The sequence below is a fragment of the Blastococcus tunisiensis genome, from assembly GCF_900112815.1.
GTDB classification, from domain to species: Bacteria; Actinomycetota; Actinomycetes; order Mycobacteriales; family Geodermatophilaceae; genus Blastococcus_B; species Blastococcus_B tunisiensis.
The window spans coordinates 50,716-67,039 of the sequence record NZ_FOND01000008.1 but is presented as its reverse complement, the minus strand read 5'-3'; the positions used below and the strand labels follow the sequence as shown (position 1 = coordinate 67,039).

The 16,324-nt window shown below is 75.4% G+C and carries 17 protein-coding genes; 10 read left to right on the top strand and 7 right to left on the bottom strand.

The features are described from left to right. Positions 1 to 69 precede the first annotated feature (69 nt). From BM142_RS11655 to BM142_RS11645, 3 genes are all read right to left on the bottom strand, one after another. On the bottom strand, positions 70 to 798 hold the full coding sequence (locus tag BM142_RS11655) for an alpha/beta hydrolase (protein WP_092198454.1): 729 nt from the start codon (positions 796 to 798) through the stop codon (positions 70 to 72). Between the two features lie 24 nt (positions 799 to 822). After that, a complete protein-coding gene (locus tag BM142_RS11650; protein WP_092198823.1) occupies positions 823 to 1,023 on the bottom strand; it encodes a hypothetical protein in 201 nt (66 codons plus the stop codon). A gap of 106 nt (positions 1,024 to 1,129) precedes the next feature. Further along, positions 1,130 to 2,146 (bottom strand): NADP-dependent oxidoreductase, encoded by a 1,017-nt coding sequence (locus tag BM142_RS11645; protein ID WP_175527246.1) that lies wholly within the window; start codon positions 2,144 to 2,146, stop codon positions 1,130 to 1,132. 218 nt (positions 2,147 to 2,364) lie between these two features. Between BM142_RS11645 and BM142_RS11640 the strand changes: the two genes are divergently transcribed. From BM142_RS11640 to BM142_RS11625, 4 genes are all read left to right on the top strand, one after another. Continuing rightward, positions 2,365 to 3,267: a haloalkane dehalogenase gene (locus BM142_RS11640; RefSeq protein WP_092198451.1), complete on the top strand. Its 903-nt coding sequence runs from the start codon at positions 2,365 to 2,367 to the stop codon at positions 3,265 to 3,267. Beyond that, a complete protein-coding gene (locus BM142_RS11635; protein WP_092198448.1) occupies positions 3,264 to 4,388 on the top strand; it encodes a class I SAM-dependent methyltransferase in 1,125 nt (374 codons plus the stop codon). Before BM142_RS11640 ends, BM142_RS11635 begins: the two co-directional genes overlap by 4 nt. A 40-nt stretch (positions 4,389 to 4,428) precedes the next feature. After that, entirely contained in the window at positions 4,429 to 5,571 is a 1,143-nt protein-coding gene (locus tag BM142_RS11630; RefSeq protein WP_092198445.1) for a class I SAM-dependent methyltransferase, read from the top strand. A gap of 314 nt (positions 5,572 to 5,885) precedes the next feature. Next, a complete protein-coding gene (locus tag BM142_RS11625) occupies positions 5,886 to 6,359 on the top strand; it encodes a hypothetical protein (RefSeq protein ID WP_092198442.1) in 474 nt (157 codons plus the stop codon). Positions 6,360 to 6,361: 2 nt separating this feature from the next. On the opposite strand, the gene pucL is transcribed toward BM142_RS11625, so the two are convergent. The 3 genes from pucL to uraD are packed head-to-tail and all read right to left on the bottom strand — an operon-like array spanning position 6,362 to position 8,146. Beyond that, complete coding sequence (gene pucL, locus BM142_RS11620) at positions 6,362 to 7,285, bottom strand: factor-independent urate hydroxylase (RefSeq protein ID WP_092198439.1); 924 nt, start codon at positions 7,283 to 7,285, stop codon at positions 6,362 to 6,364. A 49-nt stretch (positions 7,286 to 7,334) separates the two neighbouring features. Continuing rightward, the gene (gene uraH / locus BM142_RS11615; RefSeq protein ID WP_092198436.1) at positions 7,335 to 7,652 is read right to left on the bottom strand and encodes a hydroxyisourate hydrolase; all 318 of its coding nucleotides are present in this window, start codon (positions 7,650 to 7,652) and stop codon (positions 7,335 to 7,337) included. Then, entirely contained in the window at positions 7,649 to 8,146 is a 498-nt protein-coding gene (gene uraD / locus BM142_RS11610; protein ID WP_092198433.1) for a 2-oxo-4-hydroxy-4-carboxy-5-ureidoimidazoline decarboxylase, read from the bottom strand. The genes uraH and uraD overlap by 4 nt, the downstream gene beginning before the upstream one ends. Before the next feature lie 105 nt (positions 8,147 to 8,251). On the opposite strand from uraD, the gene aceB reads away from it, so the two are divergent. From aceB to BM142_RS11580, 6 genes are all read left to right on the top strand, one after another. After that, the gene (aceB, locus tag BM142_RS11605; RefSeq protein WP_092198817.1) at positions 8,252 to 9,823 is read left to right on the top strand and encodes a malate synthase A; all 1,572 of its coding nucleotides are present in this window, start codon (positions 8,252 to 8,254) and stop codon (positions 9,821 to 9,823) included. Between the two features lie 124 nt (positions 9,824 to 9,947). Then, on the top strand, positions 9,948 to 11,207 hold the full coding sequence (locus BM142_RS11600; RefSeq protein WP_092198430.1) for a DUF6986 family protein: 1,260 nt from the start codon (positions 9,948 to 9,950) through the stop codon (positions 11,205 to 11,207). A gap of 34 nt (positions 11,208 to 11,241) precedes the next feature. Continuing rightward, entirely contained in the window at positions 11,242 to 11,889 is a 648-nt protein-coding gene (locus tag BM142_RS11595) for a DUF5701 family protein (protein ID WP_092198427.1), read from the top strand. A gap of 115 nt (positions 11,890 to 12,004) precedes the next feature. Beyond that, entirely contained in the window at positions 12,005 to 12,994 is a 990-nt protein-coding gene (locus BM142_RS11590) for a sensor histidine kinase (RefSeq protein ID WP_175527245.1), read from the top strand. Positions 12,995 to 13,050: 56 nt separating this feature from the next. Beyond that, the gene (locus BM142_RS11585; RefSeq protein ID WP_092198421.1) at positions 13,051 to 13,899 is read left to right on the top strand and encodes an SDR family oxidoreductase; all 849 of its coding nucleotides are present in this window, start codon (positions 13,051 to 13,053) and stop codon (positions 13,897 to 13,899) included. Further along, entirely contained in the window at positions 13,896 to 14,462 is a 567-nt protein-coding gene (locus BM142_RS11580; protein ID WP_254790820.1) for a MarR family winged helix-turn-helix transcriptional regulator, read from the top strand. The genes BM142_RS11585 and BM142_RS11580 overlap by 4 nt, the downstream gene beginning before the upstream one ends. Here BM142_RS11580 and BM142_RS11575 read toward each other — a convergent pair. Then, positions 14,459 to 16,300, bottom strand: a complete 1,842-nt coding sequence (locus BM142_RS11575; RefSeq protein WP_092198418.1) for a sensor domain-containing diguanylate cyclase — start codon at positions 16,298 to 16,300, stop codon at positions 14,459 to 14,461. The genes BM142_RS11580 and BM142_RS11575 overlap by 4 nt on opposite strands. Positions 16,301 to 16,324 lie beyond the last annotated feature (24 nt).

Genomic DNA, 16,324 nt, shown 5'->3' with positions numbered 1-16,324 from the left:
CCGATGGGCGCGGCGCCAGACCTCGGGCCCGGAAGCGGTCGTCGCCGCCGGCGGGCGAGGGGGGCAGGATCAGAGGGGGACGGCGAGGCCCTCGGGGCTCGGCCGGGTCAGGGCGGTGGCGATCGCCTCGGGCATCGGCTCGAGGCCGGTGCCGGCCAGGACGACGTCCCGGGCGAAGCCGTGCCAGCGCTGGGACCGGCGCACCATGCCGTGCCCGCCGACGATGGTGAAGCGGGCGACACGGGCGTGCGCCTGGCGGGCACGGACGGCGAACTCGGCCGACAGCCGCGCGGGCACCCAGCGGTCACCGAGGCCGTGCAGGATCGCCACGGTCTGACCGCCGAGGTGCATGACCGGCTCGCCGGGCGGGGTCCACGGCGCGAGGGCGCAGACGGCGGTGACCGACGGCTCCCCGCCGGCGCGGAGGGCCGCGCGCCCGCCCATCGAGTGGCCGACCAGCACGATCGGGACGTCGGTGCCGTGCTGGGCCCGCAGCCGCTCGATCGCCCAGCGGACGTCCTGGAAGGCGTCCGCGGCCTCGCCGTTCCAGCCGGCGACCCGGTAGCGGAGCAGGGCGGTGGTGATGCCCCGGTCGGCCGTGCTGCCGTGCACCGACTGCTCGACGGCCCGCATCCGCACCAGCGAGAGCGCCCGCGCCTTGGGTGGCTCGACGCTGGCGACGGTGCCGCCGTGGCAGAACAGGGCGATGCCGCGGGTCTCGCCGACCGCCGTCCGCTGCTCCAGCGCGGGGGAGCGGGGATCGGGGCGGTCGACGTCGGGAGAGGGGGAGGTGGTCATGTCGTCCTCAGGTGCGCAGCGCGGTCACCGGCGGGGCTTGCCGCCCAGCGCCGTCCGCGCCCGCTCGCCGAGTTCACCGGCCTTGAGCAGGCCGTTGCTGATCACGGAGGGGCCGGTTCGCCGCTCCAGCGTCCGGCCGAGGCCACGCAGGACCTTGGTGGCCAGCGGGGCGAGGACGGTGAGGAGGACCCACATGCGGAGCCGGCGGGTGAGGAAGAGCCACATGGACAGCACTCTGCCCCGGAGCCACCGTGGGGAACCGCCGATCCATGATCACCACACCTCGGTGGCTGTCCCGAAGGGGGTCGCGGCAGCCATCAGCGCGTGCTGATCACGCCTCGGCCAGCCGCACGATCATCTTCCCGGTGTTGCCGCCGCGCAGGAGGTCGAGGAACGCCGGGACGGCCTGGTCGAGCCCCTCGCGGACGGTCTCCCGGACGACCAGCCGGCCGGACGTCACCAGCTGCGGAACCCGTTCGATGAACTCGCCGTGCAGGTCGGCGTGGTCGCTGACGATGAAGCCGCGCAGGCTGAGCTTCTTCGTCACGAGCATGAACATGTTGCGCGGCCCGGGCTGCGGCTCGACGGCGTTGTAGCCCGAGATCGCTCCGCAGAGGGCGGCCCGGCCGAACTCGTTGAACGCACCGATGGCGGCCTCCAGGTGCTCGCCGCCCACGTTGTCGAAGAAGACGTCGATCCCGCCGGGTGCCGCCGTCCTCAGCTGCTGCGCCACCGGGCCGTCGTGGTAGTCGAACGCCGCGGTGAAGCCCAGCTCCTCGGTCAGCCAGCGCACCTTCTCCGGCGTCCCGGCGCTGCCGACCACCGCCGAGGCCCCGTTCAGCTTCGCGAACTGGCCGACCAGGCTGCCGACCGCGCCGGCGGCCCCGGAGACGAACACCGCGTCCCCCTCCTGGAACGCCGCCAGCCGGAAGAGGCCGACGTAGGCGGTCAGGCCGGGCATGCCGAGCACGCCGAGGTGGTAGCTGGGCGGGATGCCAGGAAGCTCGGGGAGCACCCGCACGTGCCGGGCGTCGAGGACGGCGACGTCCCGCCAGGCGGCGTCGGCCAGCACCAGCGCGCCCTCGGGCACGGCGGGGGAACGCGAGTCGACCACCCGGCCGACCGCGCCGCCCTTCATCGTCTCGCCGACCTCCCAGGCCGCCGCGTAGGACTTCCCGGCGTTCATCCGGCCGCGCATGTACGGGTCGACCGACATCGCGAGCATCCGGACGACGATCTGCCCCTCGGCCGGGTCGGGGTGCTCCAGCTCGACGAGCCGGAAGTCCTCGGGGGTCGGCTCGCCGTGCGGCCGGGCCGCCAGCTGCCATTCACGCGTCGTCACGGGCATGTCCCCGATCCTGCCTCCCGCACCGGCGAGCCGCCGTCGCGGGCCCACCACACGGCCGGCGCGAACCATGCGAACTCGTGGTCATCGGCCGCTGATGGCCACGAGTTCGCATGGTTCGGCAGCCGGCTACGGCGGGATCACCACCAGCAGCACCTCTGCACGGTCGGCGCGGGCCCCTGAAGGGTGGCCGAGCCGCAGCTCGGGTGAGACTGGGCGGTATGGAGATCCTGCGCACCCCGGACGAGCGGTTCGCCGACCTGCCCGACTTCCCGTACGAGCCCCGGTACGTGGAGGTCGACGGCGGCCTGCGGGTGGCCTACGTGGAGGACGGGCCGGCGGACGGCGAGACGGTCCTGCTGCTGCACGGCGAGCCGTCCTGGTCGTTCCTGTACCGGACGATGATCCCGGTCCTGGCCGGCGCCGGCCTGCGCGTCGTCGCCCCCGACCTGGTGGGGTTCGGCCGCTCGGACAAGCCGGCCGCCCGGGAGGACTACAGCTACGCCGGTCACGTCGGGTGGATGCGGGAGGCGCTGTTCGAGCGCCTCGACCTCCGGGACGTCACCCTCGTGTGCCAGGACTGGGGCGGCCTCATCGGCCTGCGCCTGGTCGCCGAGAACCCCGACCGGTTCGCCCGCGTGGTCGTCGCCAACACCGGCCTGCCGACCGGTGACCAGAAGATGAGCGATGCCTTCCTGGCCTGGCAGCGGTTCTCCCAGGAGAGCCCGCAGTTCCAGATCGGCCGGATCGTCGGCAACGGGACGGTCGGCGGGCTGACCCCCGACGTCGTCGCCGCCTACGACGCCCCCTTCCCGGACGACTCCTACACGGCCGGAGCCCGGGTCTTCCCGGCGCTGGTCCCCACCCGGCCCGACGACCCGGCCGCGGCCGCCAACCGCGCGGCATGGGAGGTCCTGTCCCGCTGGGACAAGCCCTTCCTGACCGCGTTCTCCGACGGCGACCCGATCACCGGCGGCGGTGAACGGGTCTTCCAGAAGCTGGTTCCCGGCGCCCATGGCATGTCGCACACGACGCTGCCCGGCGGCGGCCACTTCCTCCAGGAGGACGTCGGCCCCGAGCTCGCCCGGGTCGTCGCCGAGCTCATCGCGTCGACGCCCCGGTGACGGCACCGGCCGAACTCTTCGCCCGGCTCCGGCGGGCTCCCGACGTCGAGGCGCCGGAACTCGTCGCCGTCGACGCGACCGACCGGCTGCTGCTGGACGAGGCGGCCGCGTCCCTCGCCCTGTGCGGACCCGGTGAGGTGGCCGTCGTGGACGACGCCTACGGCGCGCTCACGCTCGGCGCGGTGGCCCTGCACGGCGCCTCCGGCGTCCGGGTGGCGCAGGACCTGCTGGTCGGCGAGCGGGCGCTGGCCCGCAACGCCGAGCGGACCGGCCTGGCCGGCACCTTCCGCTCGCTTCCCCTGGCAGAGGTCGCGACCGGCGCCCGGGTCGTGCTGGTGCAGGCGCCCAAGGCCCTGGACGCCCTCCGGGAGATCGCCGAGCGGGTCGCCGCCGTCGCCGCTCCCGACGTCACCGTGCTCGTCGGCGGGCGGGTCAAGCACATGACGCACGCGATGAACGACGTGCTGGGCGACTCCTTCGCCGACGTCTCGGCCACGCTCGCCCGGCAGAAGTCACGGGTGCTGGTCGCCCGTGGCCCGAAGCGCGGTCCGTCCTCGTTCCCCCGCGCGCAGGAACATCCCGACCTGGGGCTGACCGTCCGGGCCCACGGGGCGGTTTTCGCCGGGACCAGGATCGACGTCGGCACCCGGACCCTGCTCGGCGCCCTGGACCGGATGGCCCCCGATGCCGGGACGGCCCTCGACCTGGGCTGCGGCACCGGCGTGCTGGCCGCCCGGCTGGCCCGCACGCGGCCCGTGCTGGAGGTGCTCGCCGTCGACCAGTCCGCCGCGGCGGTGGCGTCGGCCCGCGCGACGGCCGAGGCCAACGGCCTCGCCGGCCGCATCCGGGTGGTCCGCGACGACGCGGCCGACTCCCTCCCCGACGCGAGCGTCGACCTGGTCGTCTGCAACCCCCCGTTCCACGTCGGCGCCGCGGTGGTGACCACCGCCGCCGACCGGCTGTTCGCCGCCGCGGCGCAGGTGCTGCGACCGGGGGGCGAGCTGTGGACGGTCTACAACAGCGCGCTGCGCTACAAACCGGTGCTCGCCCGGCTCGTGGGGCCGACCCGCGTCGTGGTGCAGACGCCGAAGTTCACGGTCACCGCCTCCGCGCGCCGCTGACCCTTGTCCCCCGGGTCCGGTCGGGCCACGGTGACGGGGCATGACCCAGGCAGACCCGTCCCGGACCGTTCCGTCGCACCCGCGCCCGCCCGAACAACGGGCCGCGTCCCCCGAGCCGCCGTCCGGTGGCGCGCTCGGCGACCGGCTGGTCGCCGCCGTGATCGGCGCCTTCGAGACCGCCGCCGTGGATCTCGGCGCCCGGCTCGGCTGGTACCGGGCCCTCGCCGACGCCGCAGCGACCCCGCCGGAGCTGGCTGCCCGGACCGGCTCCGACGCCCGCTACGCCCGTGAGTGGCTCGAGCAGCAGGCCGTGGCCGGCTACCTCACCGTGGACGACGTCGCGGCGGCGCCCGACGTGCGCCGCTACACCCTCCCGGAGGAGCACCGGGCGGTCCTGGTGGACGAGCTCGACCCGGCGTTCGCCGCACCGCTGGCGCGCGCGGCCATGGCGTTCACCCGGAACGTGCCGCGGCTGGCCGAGGTGTACCGCACCGGTGACGGGCTGAGCTGGGCCGAGATGGGCTCCGACGCCCGCGAGGCGCAGGCCGGGGCCAACCGGCCGTTCTTCGCCGGCCCGCTGGTGACCGAGGTGCTGCCCGCGATCCCCGCCGTCGACGCGGTGCTCCGGGCGGGCGGCCGCGTGGCCGACGTCGGCTGCGGTTTCGGCTGGTCGGCGCTCGGCATCGCCGGCGGCTACCCGGCCGCGCGGGTCGACGGCTTCGACGTCGACGCCCCGTCGATCGAGGCCGCCCGCCGCAACGCGGTGGACGCCGGCCTGGACGGCCGCGCCCGGTTCACCGTCGCCGATGTCGGCACGCTGGCCGGTGAGCGGGCCTACGACCTGGTCGCCGCGTTCGAGTGCGTGCACGACATGCCCGATCCGGTGGCCGTCCTGGCGGCGATGCGCGCGATGGTGCGCCCCGGCGGGACGGTGCTGGTGGTGGACGAGAAGGTCGCCGACACGTTCACGGCCCCCGGGGACGAGGTCGAGCGGCTGATGTACGGCTACAGCCTCACCTGCTGCCTGCCCGACGGCCGGTCGACGACCCCGTCGGTGGCCACCGGCACGGTGATGCGTCCGGCGGTCCTCGAGGGCTATGCGCGGGCGGCCGGTTTCTCCGGGCTGGAGGTGCTGCCGGTGGAGCACGACGTCTTCCGCTTCTACCGCCTCGTGCACGGCTGACCCGGCCAGGCACGGCACCCGGAACCAGAAAGGCCGGATCTTTCGCCGCCGTTCCGCTGTAGTCGCTCCAGCGAACCGCCGAAGAACGCGGCAACGGCGAACCGCCGGAGGTCGCGGGCACGGCGACCTCGTTCAGCTCGGTCGCGGTGTTCCGGTACTGACGCGCTATCGGAGCGGCCTGAGACGCGGCGGCGGTGGGGGGCTTCCCACCGCCGCCGCCGTCATTGCCGGCCGGCCGCCATTCCGGCCGTTGAATCGGCCGGCCCGCCGCCCGTCCCCTGGGCGGCGGGCCGTCCACACGGCAGGCTGGGTGCATGACGACGTCCCGCTCCCGGTCGGCCGCGCTCCGCAGGCTCCGGCCCTGGCTGTTCGGCTGGTTCGCCTTCCAGGCCGTCGTGGCGGTGACCGGGTGGCTCCTCGCCCGCCGCAGGGACGAGGGCGACGAGACGAGCACGAGCATCCGCCGGGCGATCACCCACAGCGGGGTCGAGCTGCGCCCGACCAACCCCGAGCTGTCCCGGCTCCGGCTGGACCTCGCCATGGCCGGGGGCGAGATCGACCTGACCGCCCTCCCGCTGCCGCCGCACGGCATCGACCTCACCGTGCGGGCGATGATGGCCGGCCTCGCCGTGCGGGTGCCGGCGGACTGGCGGGTTTGGTGGCGGTTCCGCGGGGTGGGCGGCATCGGCACCGACGGCTCGCTGCAGCGCACCCACGACGAGCACGCCGCCGACCTGCGCATCCACGCCGTCGTGGTGTTCGGTGGCATCGGCGTCGAGGCCGGCTGACCTCAGCAGGACCCGGGCGTCCCCTGCCACGCGATCTCCGCCGGCGGGACGTCGTCGCGCAGGACGGTGCCCTCGATCAGCCCGTACGGGCGGTCGTCGGCGTGGTAGACGACATCCGGGTTGTCGAGCCCGAACGCGGACAGGTCCTGCAGGAAGTGGTGCCGGTTCGGCATCGACAGCCGGATCTCGGCCACCTCCGGGAACTGCTCGAGGACGGCCACGCCCATCGCATGGAGGGATTGCTGCAGCGCGAGGGAGTGGGTGGAGGCGAACGTCTCCAGCAGCGCCGTCCGGACCCCGGCGAAGAGCGCGTCGTAGTCGAGGTCGCCGGCGCGGTAGCGCCAGCGCGCGGTGACCGCCGTCGCCAGGACCCGGTCGGTCGTCTCGGCCAGCGTCGTGTAGCGGTCCCGCGGGAAGCCCCGGAACTCCGAGCCGGTGGTCTTGAGGACGACGAGGTCGGCGAGGCCGGCGATCACGTGCTCGTCCTCGCCGTCCACGGTGACGACGGCGGTGCGGACCTCGGCGCCGGCCCTGCGGAACGCGTGGTCGTGCTCGGCGCCGGCCCTGCGGAACGCGTGGTCGTGCTCGGCGCCGGCGACGGTGATCCGGTCCCAGCCGTAGGACGCCACGGCCACCCGGGCGCCGGTGATCCAGTCGTAGGAGCCGGCGAGGTGCCGGGCCAGCCGCAGGCCGAACTCCTCCGGGGTCCCGACCCCCTCCCGGGCGAAGGCGAAGACGGTGTTCTTCTGCGTGTCGGTGGTCAGGACGTGGCTGTTGTCGCCGGTGGCGTGCGCGGCGGTGAAGTCCCCGCGCAGGCTGGTGCTGACGTTCAGGTCCACGAGGGTGTGCCGCGGCGAGCTGCGGTCGACCGCGACGACGCGCACCTCCGCCTTCCCGTACTGGTTCGGTCCGAGCCTGATCGCCATGCGCGCACCTTTCCCTGTGTGGGTGGCGGGGATGTTTCCCGTGGAACCCTCAGCTGCCGCGATAGGTCGAGTAGGCGTACGGGGCGAGCAGCAGCGGGACGTGGTGGTGTGCGTCCGGCTCCCGGACGTCGAAGGTGATCACGACCTCCGGGTAGAAGGTCTCGCGGTCCTGGTCGGCGAACCACCCGCCGGTCGCGAAGACCAGCCGGTGCGGACCGGCCGAGGTGGCCTCCTCGGTGAGCCGGCAGCGACCGTCGCGATCGGTGACCCCCTCGGCGAGCAGGTCCTCCCCGGCGAGCAGCCGGACGGTGAGCCCCGCGGCCGGGCGGCCCAGGACCGAGTCGAGCACGTGCGTGGAGACGCTCACGACACCAGCGCCCGCACCCGCAGGGCGGTGATCTCGGCGAGCTGCCCGGTGACCTCGGCGCGCTCGGTCTCCTCGTCGTTGCCCAGCCGGCGCTCCAGCTCGGCCAGCATCTCCTGCGGGCTGCGGCCGGAGGCGCGGATCAGGAACACGTGGTCGAACCGCTCCTCGTAGCGGCGGTTGCCGCCCACGAGCGCCTCCCGTGTGGCGTCGTCGGCACCGCTCATCGAGCTCTGCTCCGTGCGGGAGGACATCGCCTCCGTGGAATCGCCCTCCGGGCGGTCACCGATCCGCGGGTGGGCGGCCAGCGCGATCAGCACCTCCTCCCACGGCAGGGCGCGGGCGACCTCCTCCGCGCGGTCCACGAGCGTCCCGACGTCCCGGTAGGGCCGGCCGGCGACCAGTTCGGCGGCGAACCGCGGGGCGGCGTTGCAGGCCCGGAGCGCCTGCACGGCCCGGTCGGCGGGCTCGCCGTTGAAGTCGTCGAGGGAGCTCACGGTGAGAGGATGCCAGCCTCGGTGGTCCACCGGGACCCGGGAACGGTGCTGGACCGGAGGAGCGCCGCGTCCCTCGCGACGAAGCACGGAAGGGACGGCGGGGACATGGCCGACGTGCGCGTGGACGGTCCGGCCGTCGAGCGGGGCGAGGAGATCCTGACGCCCGGGGCGCTGGCCTTCGTGGCCGACCTGCAGACCCGCTTCGGCGCCCACCGCGACGCCCTGCTGGCTGCCCGCGCGACCCGCCGGGCCGAGATCGCCACCGCCCGCCGGATCGACGTCCGGCCGGAGACCGAGGCCGTCCGGACCGGCGGATGGCAGGTTCCCCCGCCACCGCCCGGGCTGGTCGACCGCCGGGTCGAGATCACCGGGCCGACCGAGCCGAAGATGGCGGTCAACGCGCTCAACTGCGGGGCGAACGTCTGGCTGGCCGACCTCGAGGACGCCAACACGCCGCACTGGCGCAACGTCGTCGGCGGGCAGGTCGTGCTCCGGGACGCCGTCCGCCGGACGCTGGCCTTCACCGCCCCCGACGGGCGCGAGTACCGGCTGCGCGAGGACGGCGAGCTGCCGACGATCGTGCCGCGGCCCCGCGGCTGGCACCTGCCGGAGCGGCACCTGCTGGTGGACGGCGCGCCTGCCGTGGGCGCCCTCGTGGACGCCGGGCTCTACCTCTTCCACAACGCGCGCGAGCAGCTCGACCGCGGCAGCGGCCCGTACCTCTACCTGCCCAAGCTGGAGGGGGCCCTCGAGGCGCGGCTGTGGGCGCTGGTGTTCGACCACGCCGAGCAGGTGCTGGGTCTCCCGGCCGGGTCGATTCGCGCCACCATGCTGATCGAGACCATCCCGGCCGCGTTCGAGATGGAGGAGATGCTGCACGAGCTCGGCAGCCACGCCACCGCCCTCAACGCCGGCCGCTGGGACTACCTGTTCAGCATCATCAAGGTCTTCCGCGACGCGGGGCCGGAGTTCGTGCTCCCCGACCGGGCCGCGGTGACGATGACGGCGCCGATGATGCGCGCCTACACCGAGCAGCTGGTCGCCGTCTGCCACCGCCGCGGCGCCCTGGCCATCGGCGGCATGGCGGCGGCGATCCCCAGCCGCCGCGACGCCGGGGCCAACGCGCGGGCGCTGGCGCAGGTCCGGGAGGACAAGACCCGCGAGGTCGGTGACGGCTTCGACGGCTCCTGGGTGGCGCACCCCGACCTGGTGCCGGTTTGCCGGGAGGCCTTCGACGCCGTGCTCGGCGGCCGGCCGCACCAGCTCGACCGGCTCCGGGACGACGTCTCGGTCACGCCGGAGCAGCTGCTCGACGTCGCCGGCGTGCCGGGCGAGCGCACGATGGCCGGGCTGCGGGCGAACGTGGAGGTGGCGATCCGCTACCTGGCCGCCTGGTTGGCCGGCAACGGCGCCGTGGGCATCCACGGGCTGATGGAGGACGCCGCCACCGCCGAGATCAGCCGCTCGCAGGTGTGGCAGTGGGTGCACGCCGCCGTCGAGCTGGACACGGGGGAGACGGTCACCGCGGAGCTGGTGCGCCGCGTCATCGACGAGGAGGTCGCCGCTATCGGACGGCTGGACCACGTCGACCAGGCCCGGGCGCTGTTCGAGCAGGTGGCGCTCGCCGAGGACTTCCCCGACTTCCTGACCCTGCCCGCGTACGGGCTCGTGGAATGACCGAGCCGCCGCCGGTGCACCAGCACGACCGCCGACCTCACCGCAGGGCGTCCGACCTCGCGCCCGACCGCGAGGGCGGCGACCGGTGGGGAAGGCCGGCCGTCGTGGGGGCCGGGGCGAGACGATGAGTCGGTCACTGCCCGAGGCGGTCTACGCCGAGCTCGACCGGCGGCTGGGCCCGGTCGACGACGCGCGCCTGGCGGCCTACCCGGGAGACCGGCCGGACCGTCAGCCGGTGCACACCTGCTACGTCCCGGCCGACGCCGTCGTCCCCGGCCTGGCCGCCGGATGGGGGGCGGCCGCGCTGGCGGCGCTGGACGAGCACGGCCTGCCCGACCTCGGGCTGGACCCGGCGCTGGTCGAGGAACTGCTGACCCGGGTGCGGGCCACGCTCGCCACCGAGCCGGTCGAGGACCTGCGGGTCGACGCGGAGGACGGCTACCGGGGCGGGGCGCGCGCCGAGGACGACGACGTGCTGCGGGCGGCGGCTGCGGTGGCCGCCGACCGGGCCGCGGGCACGGGGCCGCCGTCGGCCGGGATCCGGATCCGGTCGCTGGAGGGGGCCACCCGGCGGCGGGGGGTGCGCAGTCTCGACCTCTTCCTCGGGGCGGTCGGCGCCGGAGGTCTCCGCCGGGCGGTCGTCACGCTGCCGAAGGTGACCGACGTCGAGCAGGTCCGGGCCTTCCTGCCGGTGCTCGACGCACTCGAGGACGCCCATGGCGTCGCCCTGGCCCTGGAGCTCCAGGTGGAGACGCCGCAGGCGGTGCTCGGCCCCGACGGTGCCGTGACGCTGGCGCGGATGGTGCACGCGGCCGGGCCGCGACTGGCCGGTCTGCACTACGGCACCTACGACTACAGCGCCGCGCTCGGCATCGCCGCGGCCCACCAGGCCGCCGACCACCCGGCCGCCGACCTGGCCAAGGAGCTGATGCAGGTCGCCGTCGCCGGTACCGGTGCCGTGGCCGTCGACGGCTCGACCAACGTCCTGCCGGTCGGCGGCCGGGACCAGGTGCACGCGGCCTGGCGGCTGCACGCCGGGCTGGTCCGCCGTGCCCTCGAGCGCGGCCTCTACCAGGGCTGGGACCTGCACCCGGCCCAGCTGGTCACCCGGTACGCCGCGACCTACGCCTTCTACCGCCAGGCGCTGCCCGCGGCGGCCGGGCGGCTGGCCGCCTACCTGGACCGCGCCGACGCCGGCGTGCTCGACGAGCCCGCGACGGCCCGGGCGCTGGCGGCCGTTCTCCTGCGCGGGCTGGACTGCGGCGCCCTGGAGGAGTCAGATGTTCGCGAGGTCGGCGGGCCGGATCGGCGGGACCTGGCTAGGCTTGCTGGCCGGCGGCCTGGGGGAGCCGGAGTGGCCGCCGATGATCGAACGGCCCGCTGACGTCCTCGGCGGGGATCGTCCGAGAGGTTCTGCGATGACCGCGATGCCGGTGGCCGCCTGCCCCACCGAGGCCGAGCTCGAGTTCGACCGCCAGGTCGACGCGCTCGTCATGACCGGGCTGCCCGAGGCGATGGAGCTGGCCGAGTCCTGCTTCCGTGCCTGCGCGGAGCCGCTGCGGGACGTGCTGCCCCCCGTGGCGGGCGGTGCCGAGCGGATCCCGTTCGTCGTCGTCTTCCCGGCGTTGCCGGTCGTGCCCGTGCTGGAGACGGTGCACACCGTCGGCGGCTCCGGCTTCACCACGATGACCGACGAGGAGGTGGCCGGCTTCCGGCCGCTGCCGGAGCTCGACGTCCCGGTCGGGCCGTACCTGCTGCTCGACGTCGACCTCGGGGCCGGCACGTTCGACCAGCCGCCGGGCGAGGTGCTGCCCCGCCTCGCCGCGGCCGGCCGCACCCCGCTGACCATCGCGGAGGGCCTGGCCCTGCTGGTCTCCGACCCCAATGTCCTGCGCGGCCGCAACTGCTTCTCGGTCGCCGGATCGCGGGCGGGGGACAAGCGGGTGCCCGCGCTCTGGGTGAGCGCCCGGCGGCCCCGGCTGGGCTGGTGCTACCAGGGCGCCCCGCACTCCTGGCTGGGGACGGCGTCCTGCGCCGGCCGCCAGGGTGAGCCGCACGCCATCTGATGGGAGCCGCCCCGGTTGCGGTGCCCGGCACCCCATGGCCCAGAATGAACGCTCAATCGACCGGGGTCGACCGGTCCGGACCGATCACGGGGGGCAGGTGGATCGCTCTGCGACCATGCGTTCGTTCCTCTCCCTGCCCGCGCAGCGGTCCGGGAACGGCGGTGCGCCGGTGAGCTGCGGGCACGCGGCCGCCGTGGTGGGCGGTGACGTGGAACTGCTCGACGTGGCCCTGCCCTTCCTAGACGCCGGCCTGCGGAACGGTGACCTCGTCGCCCTGAACTGCCTGCCCGGCACGGTCGAGCTGATCACGTCCGAGCTCGGTGAGCGGGCGGCCGCCGTGGAGTCGGAGCCGCGACTGAGCCTGCTGGGTTCCCGCGCCCCCGACGCGCTCGCGATGGCCGGCCGCTTCCTGGATCGGGCCGCCGCCTCGGGCTCGGGACGGCTGCGGGTCCTGTCGGAGATCGACTTCGGCGCCGAGCCTGCGGGCTGGCGCGAGGGCCTGCGCTTCGAGGCCGCGTTCAACCGGCTGATGGGCGGCGTCCCCGTCGACGTGATCTGCACCTACGACCGGCGACGGCTGCCCGAGCCGGTGGTCGAGAGCGCTGCCGCGACCCACCCGGTGCTGGTCGGCGCCGCCGGGCCGCGGGCCAACCCGGGCTTCCAGGACCCGGACGACTTCGTCCGCTCCCTCCCCCTGCCCCGCGAGCCGGTCGAGGACGACGAGCCCGCCTTCGCCGTCGACGACGCGGGCACGCTGGCCGGGCTGCGCCACCAGCTGCACGACGTGATCGCCGCCCTGGTGCCCCGGCGGGACCAGCAGGAGGACCTGCACCTGGCCGCCAGCGAGATCGCGGCCAACGCCTTCCGGCACGGCGTGCCCCCGGTGTCGGCCCGCGTCTGGGGCGACGGGACGCACGTCGTCTGCGTCATCGCCGACCGTGGCACCTCCTACGGGGACCCGTTCAGCGGCTTCCTCCCTGCGCACGGCGCGGACCTCTCCCGCGGGGGCATGGGGCTGTGGCTTGCCCGCAAGCTGTGGGACCACGTGGACGTGCTGCCCGGGCCGACAGGGCTCAGTGTCCGGTTGAGTTCGCGCATCCGCTGACCGCCGCCCGAGGGGTCCTGCTTGACGGGCAGATGCCTCACTGCTGAGGTATCCCGGTGATCGTGGTGACGGCGGCCGGGGGCGCGACGGGGGGTGCCGTCGTCCGGGCGCTGTGGGGGCGCGGGCTGCGGGTGCGTGCGCTGGTCGGCAGCGGACGGCCGCGACCGGAGCTGACCGCGCTCAGCGCGGACGTCGTCGCCGTGGACCTGACGGACCCGGCCGCCGTGGAGCCGCTGCTCACCGGCGCCGACGCGCTGTACCTCATCTGGCCGAACTTCGACCCGGGGGAGACGGCCGGCGCGACGGCGCTGCTGGCCGCCGCGCGCCGGGCCGGGGTCGGCCGGGTGGTCTACCACTCGGTGCTGCGCCCGCAGGCGCGCAGCATGCCGCACCACGCCGCCAAGGACCGGGTGGAGGAGGCGCTGGACGCCGGCGGGCTGCGCTGGCGGGTCCTCCAGCCCTGCGCCTACGCCGACAACCTGGACGGCCAGCTGGCCGAGGCCGCGGACACCGGCGTGCTGCGCAGTCCGTGGGGGCTGGAGCAGGCGCAGTCGCTGGTGGACCTGCGCGACGTCGCCGACGCCGCGGCGACGCTGCTGACCGAGGACGGCCTCGACGGCGGCACCTTCGAGGCGGTCGGGCCCGAGCCGCTGACCGCGCCGCGGATCGCCGAGCTGGCCGGGGCCCGGCTCGGCCGGGAGGTGCGCGCGGTCGACGTCGTCCCCGACGGGCCGGTCCCGCCGCCGCAGGAGTACGCGGCGCACTGCGCGCGGCTGATGTTCGACCACTACCGGGCGCACGGGTTCACCGGCAGCCCACGGGTGCTGGAGGCACTGCTCGGCCGCCCGCCGCGGACCTTCGCCCAGCACCTGTCCGCGCTCGACGTGTCGGGGGAACTACGGTGAGCGACGTGCGGGAGGCGGTGTCGGTGGATCCGGTGCAGGACCCGGCACCCGGGGGCCCGGCGGAGGACGCGGTCGACCTGATCCTCGAGCAGTGGGCGCGGGAGCGGCCGGACCTCGACTGCTCCCCGATGGGGATCATCGGCCGCATCACCCAGCTCCAGCGGGAGGTCTACCTGGCCCAGCGGGCGACCTTCGCCCGGTACGGCCTCGATGCCCCGTCGTTCGACGTCCTCGCGGCGCTGCGGCGGGCGGGGGCGCCCTACCAGCTCACGCCGACCGCGCTGATGCGCACGGCGCTGGTCACCTCCGGGGCGATCACCCAGCGGCTGGACCGGCTGGAGGAGCGGGGCCTGATCACCCGCGAGCGCAGCGAGGCCGACGGCCGCGCCGTCGTCGTCACGCTGACGGCGGCCGGCCGGGCCGCGCTGGACGCCGCGCTGCCCGACCACCTGGAGACGGAGCGGGAACTGCTGGACGGTCTGTCGCGGACCGACCAGGAGCTGCTGGCCGGGCTGCTCCGCCGGCTGCTGGTGGCCCGGGGGCGGTTGCCGCAGCAGCCCTAGGCACGCCCGGGGGCGACGTCGAGCAGCGACCGGGAGTCCTTGCCGGAGCGCTTCGCGGAGTACATGGCCGTGTCGGCCGCGTGCAGGAGGTGCTCGGCGGTGTCGCCGGGGCGGCCGAGCGCCCCGCCGATGCTCGCGGTCACCGACACCCGGGTGCCGGCCAGCGCCATCGGCGCGCGCAGCGAGGCCAGCAGCCGGTCCGCGACGTCGCGCAGCCGCTCGGCGTCGGCGTCGGCGAGCAGGACGGCGAACTCGTCGCCGCCGAGCCGGGCCACGACGTCGTCGGCCCGGACGTCCGCGGTCAGCCGCGCGGCGACGGTGACGAGCAGGTCGTCGCCGGCGGCGTGGCCCAGGGAGTCGTTGACGGCCTTGAAGTCGTCGATGTCGACGAACAGCACGGCCGGTGGGGCCGTGACGTCGATCGAGCCGGTGGCGGCGGCCAGGCGGTCGGAGAACGCGGTCCGGTTCATCAGCCCGGTGAGCGGATCGGTCCGGGCCTGGCGGCGCAGCTCCTCCTCGAACATCTTCCGGTCGGTGACCTCGCGGAAGTTCACCACCCAGCCCTCGATGCCGGCGGCGGCGACGCGGCCGCTGATCCGCATCTCCACCCAGCGGGTGCCGCCGGAGCTGTGCTGCACGCGGATGTCGGTGTCCACGCCGCCGGCCTCGATGTCGCTCGCGCTGCCCGCCGCGGCGACCGCGGCACGCAGCCGCGGCTGGTCGCGCGGATCGGCGAGCTCGATGGCGTTGCGCCCGAGGTACTCCGCCGGCGGGCGGCCGAGCAGCGACTGCACGGCCGGGCTCATGTAGGCGATGGAGCCGGAGGGGTCGACGATCGCGATCACGTCGGCCGCGTTCTCCAGCAGCAGCTGCAGGCGGGCCTCGCTGGCGGTCAGCGCGGCCCGGGTGCGCTCCCGTTCCCGGTTCAGCGCGAGCAGCCGCCACAGCGCGATGCCGGTGAGCAGCAGGCTGCCGGCGCCCAGCACGTAGCCGACGCCGCCGTGCCCCATGGTCCACAGGATCAGCAGGGCCGGGCTGACCAGCAGGGCCGCACCCAGGCCGAGGACCCGGGTGGTGGCGGCGTCCTGCTCGGACTCCGGGTCGCGGCCCATCAGGGCGACGGCGGGATGCCGGCCGGCGAGCACCAGCGCCGCGACGGCGAGCAGCGGCAGCGGGTCGAGGAACGGGGAGTCGCGCAGCGATGTGCCGACGAGGATGCGGCCGCCGTACCCGACGACGGTGAGCGCCGCCGCGGCCAGGAGCGCCATCGTGCTGACCGACCGGCCCCCGCGTGACATGGCGAGCGGGACGCAGACGATCAGCAGCACCGCGGTGAGCACCGGGGTGCCGATGCCCAGCTCGGCGAGGTCCCCCGACGTCGGCTGCCGGTCGCCCCCGACCGCCAGCACGGCCAGCCCGCCGGCGAGCAGCAGCGTCGCGGTGTCCAGCCACGAGCTCGGGTTCCGGCGCCCGCCACCGGTGCGGACGACGCCCAGCGCGCCGACGACCACCGCGGCGTAGGCCGCGATGTCCAGGGCGGTCTCGGCGGCGCCGGCCGGGCCGGCGACGATCCCGGTCAGCTCGAGGACCTCGGCGGCACAGCTCAGCGCGAAGAGGAGCAGGCCCAGCGTCAGGCCCCACCAGCCGACCACGAGCGGTGTCCGGTGGCGGCGCAGCGCGGTGGCGGCGGCCGCCAGGCCGAGGCCGAAGAGCGCGATCTCCGCCGCGGGCCGCCACGGGCCCACGGGGACGACGGTGACGACGAGGCCGACCGCCAGCACCGCGAGCGCCGCGTGCAGCCAGGCGGCACGGGCGGTCGGGACGGCGGGGACGCTCACGCACCCCCATCGGCACCGGGGCCG